Consider the following 11,214-nt stretch of genomic DNA (forward strand, 5'->3'; position numbering starts at 1 on the left):
TCTTATAGTCCCGTGGTCTTAAACTTCAAGTGCTGGATCAGCACACCATCAATTGCCACCGAGCCCAAGTTTACAGGTGCTGCAGTTGCATGCGGGCTTCTAAATACCACACCGGTAGAATTACTCGCAGTGTTGGCTTTTAACAGATTCGTGGTCGGATCACGTGTCACGCTACCAATTGAAATACTGCTATGTGTTGCATTGGTTCCCTGGTAGTTGGTGGTTCCTGCCCCTGAAAGTACTTGGGAAATATTAGAGCCACAATAAGCAACATTACAGGTTGAGCCTTTATAGTCAGCAGGGTTGATCTCGGTGTTATCGCCATCAATATCGGCATAATAGGTATAAATCTGTTTATAAATTTCAGGGACATTCGGAATGCGGGTCACTTCTAAAATAATATTCTGACCTTCCGAGCCCAAAATAAACGGTTGGTGCATATTGCCGAGCACTAAATTGATGTTAGGGCTATACAAATACAAACCCTCTTCAGCATGGAAAATTGGGGCTAAAGAACGGTCGAGTGCAGGCGTAACCGCGGTACCATCATTGAGGGTTGCTGTACTTATACGCAAACCTCTGGCATTGAGCAGTTCTTTATTAGCCTGGGTATTTTCATAAATTAGAACTTCAGGATTATCATTGGTATTCAGACGGATAAGACTGGCCATACCTAAAGTCTGACTTTCTACTGCATTGGTAGAAGGCATGGTTTGAAACAGTCGAACCTGTGAACCACTTAGGCTTAGACCATTGGCCACCAATTGCAATCGAATTCGCTGATTTTTTAATAAGTCAGGATCATTGACCGCATCGGTCGTGACAGGTGCCCCCGTAATTGGGTCCACCTTGTTACTTGAGTTCCAGCTGCGTGAAAAAGCATCTAACCAAAGCCCAAGTTTAATATTATTGTCCTGATCATCAGCATCCACTTTGGCCAAAGGAGCTTCTAAAGAAATATAACTGATATCGGCCGCTGCATTCGTACTGTCAAATTGACGGATATTTTCGGCTGTACCAGCGCGAAATAACCAGGGATTCGCAGCACTGCCCCAATCAAACCCCTGATTACTATAGCGCTGGTTCATATTGTTATTGGTTTCAGAGAGCGCCAGACCATAAATAAAAATATCCGCTTTGGTTCTCTGATTGGCAGCATCAGTCTGACTGAGGGTTAAATTATCGTAATTTTCACCTACCGGAATGATGCGAATAAAACCGGTGTCATATTGTTCCGGATTATCGAGATTACGGGTATAACTTGATGCCGCAGACACATCATTCGGGCGCTGAAATACCATTTTGAAATTTTCAGGAAGCAAGGCAATCCCTTCACCTGTGGTATTTGCCAGATGTTCATCGGATAGATTCTGTAAAGCATATGCAGGAGAACTTAGCAACATCCCGACCAAGGCAGCTAAGCAACTTTTTCTAAAATTTAGGCCAATTCCATATTCAGTCATCTCGACCATCCTATTCCCAGATGCTCCGCATCATTCTTTTATTTATCCAGAACTTGGCTATTTATTTATGTGTTTTTATCCTTAAAAACATGCGATTACCAAGTCATAATTGTTGTTCATTATGCGTAATAATTTATCAATTGCAAAAAAATACAGGCCAAAAAGCCCGTTTTTCCGATGAATGAATTGGCGAAAAAATAAGCGAGCACAACGGCTCGCTTGTTTTTATTTTAAGTTTCCACTATCAGGCTTTCGGTAAGGTCACCCCAGTTTGGCCCTGATATTTACCACCACGATCTTTATAGGAGGTTTCACACACTTCGTCTGATTCAAAGAACAGCATCTGTGCAACGCCTTCACCTGCGTAAATACGTGCAGGCAAGTTGGTGGTATTAGAGAATTCCAAGGTCACATGCCCTTCCCACTCTGGTTCGAGCGGCGTGACATTGACAATAATACCGCAGCGCGCATAGGTCGATTTGCCCAGACATACGGTTAAAACATTACGTGGGATACGGAAATATTCAACTGTACGCGCCAAGGCAAACGAGTTTGGTGGAATAATGCAGACATCCGATTCGATATCAATAAAGCTTTTTTCATCAAAGTTTTTTGGATCAACAATGGCAGAATGGACATTGGTGAATACTTTAAATTCACGGGCACAACGGACGTCATAACCATAACTTGAAACGCCATAGGAAATCAGTTTGTTGCCATTTTCATCAAATCGAACCTGATTATGTGCATACGGTTCAATCATGCCGTGTTTTTCGCTCATTTCGCGAATCCAACGATCAGACTTAATTGCCATTTATTTCTATCCAAAAGCGAATGTTTTACTGCGCTGTACTTTAACTGAAATCGGCACCAATGGAAATAAGCAGGCATGAAGTCAACTTTTCTGCCCGCTGTAGATGAGGCGTTTAAAGCCTTAAAAGCGCCGAATAACTTAGAGGAATTGAAAAACTGAACAGCAGCAAGGATGCGGTTTTTTGCAGGTTGGCCGGATTAAGCCAGCGGATTTTATTGCTGGCCAAAAAGGAACCAACAAGGGTCCAGAAAAATGCAATGGGAATAATTAGGATCAGGAACATCAGAATATGTGCCACATAATGTGCGGCGCTGGTCCAGGTGATGGCCGGAAAAATTGCAGAAGCAAACAGCAAGGCCTTCGGATTTAGTAAAGTGGCCACAAACAGTTCACGCGCGCGAATGGTCGGCTGCTGAAACTGCTGTTCGACATTGGCAGTACGCCACAACTTGATGGCCAGATAAATGATATAAACCGCACTAAACAGTTTTAGCACAGTGGGCAATAACGGTAACTGGCTCGACACCTGCCCGATTAGCATGCCCCATAGGGTAATGGAAATCAGATAACCAAAGGCTTCGGCGGGAATTAAATGAAAAGATTTACGGATGCCAACCTGAATTCCGGAAGAGGCCAGCAAGGTGTTGGTTGGGCCAGGTGTCAACAAGATGGTGATCACCAAACCAATAAAAAACCATGAAATCATAGCCAGCCTCATGCGCGAATGCTGCAAATGTAATGGAGTTGCAAGGCATAGGCAAAAAATAAATTGTAACTGGCCTCATTGTGCAGCAAAACAGATAAATTCCTCAACTAAAAACACAGTCAATTACAATATATTTATCATTAATTATCATAAGCTTAAAAACATATTAAAGAATATATAACAGTCATCAAAACTGGGCCGTTCATCTCTAATGTATCAAGGGTTTTTAGTCCATTTTTACTCTCCCCCAATTGTATAAATGCGTAAAAAAAACTGTTCAAGTTCAAATTATTCGGTTAATTTTTAACTCAACAAGCTGCCTTAATCAGAATAACCAGAACCAGCTTTAAGTTTGAAACCTTTCAATATTTCAACAATGGATGACGATAATAATCACAGGAGAAGTCAATGAAAAAATGGACGCAACTGACCTTACTGACGCTGGCCTTAGCTGGTGTAAGTGCTTGTTCCAATGATCCAGGCCAGAACAACACCCAGGCCGATCCACAAAGCAGTGCCGCTGCTGCCGACAAGCTGCAAACCCGTTTTGTCAGTATTGCCACGGGCGGTGCCTCCGGTCCCTATAACGTGATCGGGACCAGTCTGGCCGAACTGTATAACAAAACCTACGGCGTTAATTCCAAAACCCAGACCACCGGCGCTTCGGTTGAAAACCTGAATCTGCTAAAACAGAATAAAGTCGAAATGGCTTTTGTGATGAGTGACAGTCTGACCGAAGCCATTCAGGGCACAGGCAGCTTTAAAGATAAAATTGGCAATGTGCAGCAAATTGCGGCTTTATATCCTAACTACGTGCAGATTGTGGCTTCAAAAAAATCCGGGATTCGCTCTATTGAAGATTTAAAAGGCAAACGTATTGCCGTGGGCGCACAAAACTCCGGGGTGGAAGTTAATGCGCGTACCCTGCTGAATGGTTTTGGGATTAGCTATGACGATGTCAAAGTCGATTACTTGGGCTATGCCGAAGCCGCCGATGCCTTAAAAGGTGGCAAACTGGATGCGGCCTTCCTGACCAGTGGTATTCCAAATTCATCATTGATGGAACTACAGCAGAGTTTTGATCTGCAACTGGTGAGTATTAATGCAGACAAAGTCAAACAGATTGCCCAGAACCAGTCTTACTTCCTGCCGATGGTGATTCCAAAAGGCACGTATGGCAATACAGAAGATGTGCAGACCGCGGCCATTATGAATGCCTTGGTGGTACGTTCCGACCTGTCTGAAGATGATGTGTATAAACTGACCAAAACCTTTTTTGAAAATTTAGACAATTTGGCCAATGCCCATCAGGCTGCTACCGATATTAGCCTGGAAAAAGCCCAGCAAGGCCTGGTTGCACCGCTGCATCCGGGGGCGAAACGTTATTATGATGAGGTGGCAGCACCTTAATGTTCAGCTATAAAAGTGCAGTTTGGGCTGCACTTTTTCTATTGATGCTGGTCATCCTGCTCGGCCTGTGGTTTCCGCAAAGTTATACCTTAGTCAAGATTGAAGAGAGTCACAAAGGTCCTAACACTAGCTGTGTGATTCGCCCGCAACAGTTTCAGTTGCAGTGGCAACATTCGGTAGAAAAAACCCGCTGGCAGGAACATTATCAGCGTGAAGATCAGCATTTTATTTTAACGCATACCGACCTGGTGTCCTTTGGTGCCGGTACACCGGATCATTATCCTGTGCTGCGCCAAGCCAATGGCCAGGTACGTATGCAGGTCAATCATCATTTAAAAGAATTACATTGGACCATTTCACGCCGTATGCAAGGACAGCTCCAGATCAATCAGAAACGCTGGCCCATAGCCGAAGATTTTCCTGATTACACGGTGGTGCATTTTTCGGTACAGCAACGACCGTTCTGGAAATGGTGGGGTCAAGGAGACTGCGTATGACACAACAAGAAAAAGTAACCATTGAACAGCTGGATGAAAAAGAACAGCAGGCCCTGCTGGAAAAATTTGACCGGGAATCGGTCACGCGCCAACCTCTTAGCAAATCGGTCAGCTGGTTTATTGCCGCGATTGCCATCAGCTATTCGCTGTTTCATCTGTTTATTACCTTTAACCCGCTTCCAGAGCTGCTACAACGCTCGGCGCACGTGGCCATTGGTCTGGTGCTGGTATTTTTGCTTTATCCGGCACGACAGTCCAGTTCCCGCCAGCATGTGGCCTGGTTCGACTGGATTCTGGCCCTCGCCTCTCTCGCTTCATTTTTATATTTATGGAAAGAATATCAGGCCATTATGACCACCCGCGGCGGGATTCCCAATGTGCTGGATATTGTGTTTTCAATTATGACCGTGGTGCTGGTGGTCGAAGCAGCACGACGGGTCATGGGCTGGATGCTGCCAATTCTCGGGCTGATTTTCCTGGCTTATCCTTTTATCAGTCATTTTAACTGGATGCCGGAACGGCTACTGACCCGGCCTTATACCGTGAGTGATATTTTCGGGCAGATGTATCTGAAAACCGAAGGCCTGTATTCATCGGCGATTGGCGCATCGGTGACTTTCATTTTCCTGTTTATTTTATTTGGCGCCTTTCTGGCCAAATCGGGGATGGGCAAATTATTTAATGATCTGGCCATGGCCCTGGCCGGGCATAAACAGGGTGGCCCGGCCAAGGTGGCGGTTATTTCCAGTGGCTTTATGGGCAGTATTAATGGTACGGCAGTGGCCAATGTGGTCGGTACCGGTTCCTTTACCATCCCGCTGATGAAAAAGATTGGTTATCACAAAAATTTTGCCGGCGCGGTGGAAGCCAGTGCTTCAGTCGGCGGACAGATTTTACCGCCAGTGATGGGCGCCAGTGCCTTTATTATGGCGGAAACCACCGGCGTCAGTTATGGCACCATCGCCCTAGCCGCGACCCTGCCGGCGCTGTTGTATTATTTAGGCGTGATGGCCCAAGTCCATTTTCGTGCCGGGAAAGACAACCTAAAAGGAGTACCCAAAGCAGATTTACCTCGGGTTAAAGAAGTGCTAAAAGAGCGCGGACATTTGTTGATTCCGATTGTGGCGCTGGTGTTTTTCCTGTTCCAGTCAATTCCGGTCAGTTATGCCGCGGTGTATACCATTGTGCTTACGGTTATTGTGGCAGCCTTTAGAAAATCTACCCGCATGGGAATTCGGGAGATTCTGGATGCCCTGGCCGATGGTGCCCGGCAGTCCTTATCGGTGATGGCGGCCTGTGCGGTGGTCGGGATTATCATTGGGGTGGTCAGCCTGACCAGTTTCGGTACCGTCATGACCTCATCCATTATGAGTATTGGTGCGGGCAGCCTGTTCCTGACCCTGTTCTTTACCATGCTGGCTTCCATGATTCTGGGCATGGGCCTACCTTCGATTCCGGCCTATATCATTACCGCGACCATGGCTGCACCAGCCTTGGCCCATTTTGATATTCCGACCTTGGTAGCGCACATGTTTGTGTTCTATTTTGGTCTGTTTGCCAATATCACCCCGCCAGTGGCGCTGGCCGCCTTTGCCGGTGCCGGGATTGCTGGCGGCGACCCGATGCGGACCGGTTTTCAGGCACTGAAACTGTCACTGGCCGGTTTTATTGTGCCGTTCCTGTTTGTATATAACCCGGCCATGCTGATGATTGATACCACCAATGTGGCCGTTAATGCTCGTGAATTTGCCTTCCCGGCCTGGACCACCATTGTCAGCATTACCGTGACTTCGGTTATTGGGATTCTAGCCTTGGGCGCGGCGGTCGAGGGCTATTTCAAAACCGGTTTAAACTGGTTCTGGCGAATTTTCATGGGGGTGGGTGCCTTAATGATGATTATTCCGGAAACCTATACCGATATTGCCGGTACCATCATGGTGGTGATTGCAGTGGCTGTTAATGTGCTGCAAGCCAGAAAGCAAAAATCGACGCCATCCGGTTTATCATCTGCCTAAAATAAAAGCCCAATCTGAAGATTGGGCTTTTTTCTATTCACTACATTACAGAATTAAAAAATCCGGTTCTGGTCTTTGTCTGCTTTTGGCAGTTTATCCATGATTTTCTGGGCAATTTCCCGATAGCTGTCGGCTGCATCATCTTCGGCAATCACAGACGGTTTACCGGCATCGGCATTTTCACGAATCTGTACATTCAGCGGCAAACGGCCCAGTAATGGAATATCGTATTGCTCGGCCAGTTGATCGCCACCACCGGTCCCAAAAATTTGCTCTTCAAAACCACAGTTAGAACAGATGTGCGTCGACATATTTTCAATCACACCTATCACCGGAATCTGTACACGGTTAAACAGCTCAATGCCTTTGGTCGCATCCATTAAGGCTACGTTTTGCGGTGTAGTGACAATTACGGCACCCGTGACCGGAATACGCTGCGCCAGGGTTAACTGGATATCACCGGTTCCCGGCGGCATATCAATCACTAGTACATCTAAATCTGGCCACAAGGTCTGATTGAATAACTGCATCAGGGCACCCGTAGCTTTTGGTCCACGCCAAGCCACCGGGGTATTATGATCACCAGTTAAATGACCAATCGACAGCACCGCCATCCCATAGGCATCTAGCGGCACAAAATGCTCGGCTTCAATCATCGGGGTTTGGCCGGCATTGCCGAGCATGGTTGGAATACTCGGGCCATAAATATCGGCATCCAATACACCCACTTTCAGACCCAGCTGTTGCATCGCCAAGGCCAGATTAACGGTAGTGGTTGATTTTCCAACCCCACCTTTACCGGATGACACCAGAATTACGTTTTGAATACGTGGATGTTTTGACACATCACGCTGCTGCGGTGCAGCTTTTTGAATTGGCGCTTCTTCTTGCTGGGGTTGATAGTTGGCATTGGCTTGCTTGAGCGCATCTGAACTTGCCGAAGCATCGACCACAGGTGGCAGACTGGATTTTGCTGCAACTTGTGGCTTGCTGGAACAGCTTTCTCCTTCGGCATGGTTATGACCACAGCCGCCCTCTTTTTTCGCCCCGGTTTTTTGCTGCACCACATGCAGATTCAGTTCCTTGATGCCGCATTGCTCGAGTACATCGGCCAGTTCATCATGAATCTGCTGCAAATACTGTTTTTCTTCCGGATAAGTATTGATAGTTAATTGCAGGATTTGTCCCTGTACATTGACCTGAGAAATACGCTCTTTGAGTGCGTTTTGGGAAGCAGGAAGTACATAGTTTTGCAGTACCTTCTGGATTTCTTCCTCTTTCACCTCCTGTGCAGGAGCAAAGACCGATTTTAGTGAAGAAAGCCACGACATAAAGTTACTCCAAATCTGGATATACAACCGAATGCCCTAGTTTAACGGGTATTTAAACGAAGGTTAAGCCAGCGCAGCCACAGGAATTATAAATCTTAGTCAAAGACTTGGTTTTTTCTGTTTTTTCGGCACAGAAATGCAGATTTTATCCGGTCCTGAAAAGAATTCACCGATTCCCTTGTGCAAGCCTGCATCATCTAAGGTAAAATCGCGGACATTGCATAATGAATACGAATGAGAGAGTTAATCCGTGCGTAAAATTTTAGTCACCAACGCCCTTCCATACGCCAATGGTCCAATCCATATGGGCCACTTACTCGGTTATATCCAGGCAGATATCTGGGTTCGTGCCATGCGTGCAATGGGCCATGAAGTGACTTATGTCTGTGCGGATGATGCTCACGGTACCGCCATCATGCTACGTGCTGAAGCCAACGGTATTTCACCAGAACAGCAGATTGCCAATGTTCAGGCCGAACATATGCGTGATTTTGCCGGCTTTAAGGTCGATTTTGATCATTATGATTCCACCCATAGCGACACCAACAAGGCACGCGCGCAAGAAATTTATATCAAGAACCGTGATGCCGGCAATATTGCCGTACGTCCTGTGACACAACTGTTCGACCCGGAAAAAGGCATGTTCCTGTCGGATCGTTTCATTAAAGGCACCTGCCCGAAATGTAAAGCCGAAGATCAGTACGGCGACTCATGTGAAGTCTGCGGAACTACGTATAACGCGACTGAACTGTTAAATCCAAAATCGACGTTAAGCGGTGCTACACCAGTTGAGAAATCATCGGATCACTACTTCTTTAAATTGCCAAACTTTGGTGAATACCTGCAAAAATGGACCCGTGATGAAGGCCGTTTGCCGGTATCAATTGCCAACAAGTTAGATGAATGGTTTGACAATGGCCTGAACGATTGGGACATCTCCCGTGATGCACCTTACTTCGGCTTTGAAATTCCAGATGCGCCAAATAAATATTTCTACGTTTGGGTCGATGCACCTATCGGCTATATGTCGAGCTTTGAAAACTACGTCAAAACCAAACGTCCAGACCTGAATTTTGATGATTACTGGAAAAAAGATTCTGACAATGAGGTCTATCACTTCATTGGTAAAGATATTGTCTATTTCCACGCGCTGTTCTGGCCAGCAATGTTGGAAGGTGCTAATTACCGCACCCCAACCGGTTTATTTGTAAACGGTTTCTTGACTGTAAACGGCCAGAAGATGTCGAAATCTCGCGGTACCTTCATTAAAGCAGAAACCTATTTACAGCATCTGAATCCGGAATACTTACGTTACTACTTTGCCTCTAAACTATCTGATAAAGTTGAAGATTCTGACCTGAATCTGGATGATTTTGTGCAGAAAGTAAACTCTGACTTGGTGGGTAAAGTAGTGAATATTGCCAGCCGTTGTGCCAAATTCATCAACACCAAATTTGATAACAAGTTAAGTGCAACCTGTGCCGAGCCTGAACTGGTGCAAAGCTTTATTGACGCTGGTGATTCAATCGCGCAAGCATACGAAGCACGTGAATTCTCAACAGCGATTCGTGAAATCATGGCGCTTGCTGATAAAGCCAATCAATACATTGATGAGAAAAAGCCTTGGGCGCTTGCGAAAATTGAAGGCGAAGAACAGCAAGTGCATGATGTGTGTTCTGTCGGGATCAACCTGTTCCGTCAATTGGCGGTTTACTTGGCGCCTGTATTGCCAACATTGGCTGAACAAGTTCAAGCCTTCTTACAACTCGACAGCTTTGACTTTGCATCGCGTCAGCAAATTTTGCTTGCACATGAAATTGCACAGTTCCAACCGCTCATGCAACGTGTTGACCCGAAAGCGGTCGCAGCGATGGTCGATGCATCTAAAGACTCTTTAGCTGCCCCTGCAGAAGCACCAAAAGCTGAAAAGAAAAAAGAGAAGAAGGCTGAGAAAAAGCCTGAACCTAAAGTCGGTGAAGCTGAAATCATTAATATTGATGATTTTATGAAAGTTGACCTACGTGTAGCGGAAGTTCTTGAAGCTGCAACGGTTGAGGGTTCCGATAAACTTCTTCAACTCACTTTAAATGTGGGTGAAGCTGAACCACGTAACGTATTTAGCGGTATTCGTGAGTTCTACCAACCTGAAGACTTAAAAGGCAAATTGGTGGTGATGGTGGCAAACCTTGCACCACGTAAAATGCGTTTTGGTATTTCAAACGGTATGGTACTCGCTGCGGGTAATGGCGATGGTGTTTGGGTAATTTCACCTGAAACTGGTGCTAAACCGGGTGATAAAGTGTCTTAATTGATATTTTTAAAATAAGGCTTCTTCGGAAGCCTTTTTCATATAAAAAGGTACAACCATGTTAAGAAAAATATCCATATTGATTATTAGTTTGTTCATCTCACTGATGGTACATTCCACTGAAAATGAAATAACATATAAATTTAGTCCGACTATTCAAATAGCGAAAGATAAATATCAAAAGCTTATAAATTCATTAATGTCTGATCCATCAGCACCGAACTCAATTTCATATTCACCTGAATTAGATCAATTATTAAAAGAAAATAATGAAGTAAAGATCAATCAGTATATTAATGTAGAAAAAAGAAAATACCTTGCGACATTAAATAAATATATTTTACAGGGTGATCCATCTGCATCTAGGTAATCCCCCCTAAAAATAATAGGATCTAAAAGTAGAATTTTCTCTTAAGATACGAGCAGGAGATTCTGCATGAAAACATCTAAATTTACTGACAGTCAGATCATGTCCATCTTGAAACAGGCAGAATCTGGCACACCTGTAGCGACCCTTTGCCGTGAACACGGCATGAGTAATGCCATTGCTGTCCCACAATTTTTCACAAGAGGAAGCTCATTTGAGCTTCCTCTTGTTTTATGGGTATTTTATCGGGTGAAAATAAAGCTTTTAAAGTTCTTCTTTCAAACAAATTCACTTGAATTATTC

The 11,214-nt window shown here is 45.1% G+C and carries 10 protein-coding genes; 6 read left to right on the plus strand and 4 right to left on the minus strand.

Annotation, left to right across the window (positions count from 1 at the left end):
* Positions 1-2 precede the first annotated feature (2 nt).
* From FTU86_RS01395 to FTU86_RS01405, 3 genes are all read right to left on the minus strand, one after another.
* Complete coding sequence (locus FTU86_RS01395) at positions 3-1,463, minus strand: hypothetical protein (protein WP_168390799.1); 1,461 nt, start codon at positions 1,461-1,463, stop codon at positions 3-5.
* Between the two features lie 244 nt (positions 1,464-1,707).
* Positions 1,708-2,277 carry a dCTP deaminase gene (dcd, locus tag FTU86_RS01400; protein WP_005179553.1) on the minus strand — a complete coding sequence of 190 codons (570 nt, stop codon included), beginning with the start codon at positions 2,275-2,277 and terminating at the stop codon, positions 1,708-1,710.
* Positions 2,278-2,389: 112 nt separating this feature from the next.
* Positions 2,390-2,983, minus strand: a complete 594-nt coding sequence (locus FTU86_RS01405; RefSeq protein ID WP_163141419.1) for a LysE family translocator — start codon at positions 2,981-2,983, stop codon at positions 2,390-2,392.
* A gap of 408 nt (positions 2,984-3,391) precedes the next feature.
* Between FTU86_RS01405 and FTU86_RS01410 the strand changes: the two genes are divergently transcribed.
* The 3 genes from FTU86_RS01410 to FTU86_RS01420 are packed head-to-tail and all read left to right on the plus strand — an operon-like array spanning position 3,392 to position 6,905.
* Positions 3,392-4,393: a TAXI family TRAP transporter solute-binding subunit gene (locus FTU86_RS01410; RefSeq protein ID WP_168390798.1), complete on the plus strand. Its 1,002-nt coding sequence runs from the start codon at positions 3,392-3,394 to the stop codon at positions 4,391-4,393.
* On the plus strand, positions 4,393-4,890 hold the full coding sequence (locus tag FTU86_RS01415; protein WP_005179559.1) for a DUF1850 domain-containing protein: 498 nt from the start codon (positions 4,393-4,395) through the stop codon (positions 4,888-4,890). The genes FTU86_RS01410 and FTU86_RS01415 overlap by 1 nt, the downstream gene beginning before the upstream one ends.
* Positions 4,887-6,905 (plus strand): TRAP transporter permease, encoded by a 2,019-nt coding sequence (locus tag FTU86_RS01420; protein WP_160242910.1) that lies wholly within the window; start codon positions 4,887-4,889, stop codon positions 6,903-6,905. The genes FTU86_RS01415 and FTU86_RS01420 overlap by 4 nt, the downstream gene beginning before the upstream one ends.
* A gap of 53 nt (positions 6,906-6,958) precedes the next feature.
* Here FTU86_RS01420 and apbC read toward each other — a convergent pair whose 3' ends face one another.
* Positions 6,959-8,236: an iron-sulfur cluster carrier protein ApbC gene (gene apbC / locus FTU86_RS01425; RefSeq protein WP_180036504.1), complete on the minus strand. Its 1,278-nt coding sequence runs from the start codon at positions 8,234-8,236 to the stop codon at positions 6,959-6,961.
* Between the two features lie 250 nt (positions 8,237-8,486).
* Between apbC and metG the strand changes: the two genes are divergently transcribed.
* From metG to FTU86_RS13785, 3 genes are all read left to right on the plus strand, one after another.
* Entirely contained in the window at positions 8,487-10,544 is a 2,058-nt protein-coding gene (gene metG, locus FTU86_RS01430; protein ID WP_180036505.1) for a methionine--tRNA ligase, read from the plus strand.
* Between the two features lie 58 nt (positions 10,545-10,602).
* On the plus strand, positions 10,603-10,914 hold the full coding sequence (locus tag FTU86_RS01435) for a hypothetical protein (protein WP_180048304.1): 312 nt from the start codon (positions 10,603-10,605) through the stop codon (positions 10,912-10,914).
* Positions 10,915-10,980: 66 nt separating this feature from the next.
* Positions 10,981-11,214: transposase (locus tag FTU86_RS13785; protein WP_257222134.1), on the plus strand; the 234-nt coding region annotated here is incomplete at its 3' end.

The organism is Acinetobacter sp. YH12155 (assembly GCF_013418255.1).
GTDB lineage: Bacteria > Pseudomonadota > Gammaproteobacteria > Pseudomonadales > Moraxellaceae > Acinetobacter > Acinetobacter indicus.

Excerpts from the sequence above, each read along its gene's own strand:
- dcd (WP_005179553.1), bottom strand. The coding sequence starts at position 2,277 with ATGGCAATTAAGTCTGATCGTTGGATTCGCGAAATGAGCGAAAAACAC.
- apbC (WP_180036504.1), bottom strand. The coding sequence starts at position 8,236 with ATGTCGTGGCTTTCTTCACTAAAATCGGTCTTTGCTCCTGCACAGGAG.
- FTU86_RS01395 (WP_168390799.1), bottom strand. The coding sequence starts at position 1,463 with ATGACTGAATATGGAATTGGCCTAAATTTTAGAAAAAGTTGCTTAGCT.
- FTU86_RS01415 (WP_005179559.1), top strand. The coding sequence starts at position 4,393 with ATGTTCAGCTATAAAAGTGCAGTTTGGGCTGCACTTTTTCTATTGATG.
- FTU86_RS01410 (WP_168390798.1), top strand. The coding sequence starts at position 3,392 with ATGAAAAAATGGACGCAACTGACCTTACTGACGCTGGCCTTAGCTGGT.
- FTU86_RS01405 (WP_163141419.1), bottom strand. The coding sequence starts at position 2,983 with ATGATTTCATGGTTTTTTATTGGTTTGGTGATCACCATCTTGTTGACA.
- FTU86_RS01420 (WP_160242910.1), top strand. The coding sequence starts at position 4,887 with ATGACACAACAAGAAAAAGTAACCATTGAACAGCTGGATGAAAAAGAA.
- FTU86_RS01435 (WP_180048304.1), top strand. The coding sequence starts at position 10,603 with ATGTTAAGAAAAATATCCATATTGATTATTAGTTTGTTCATCTCACTG.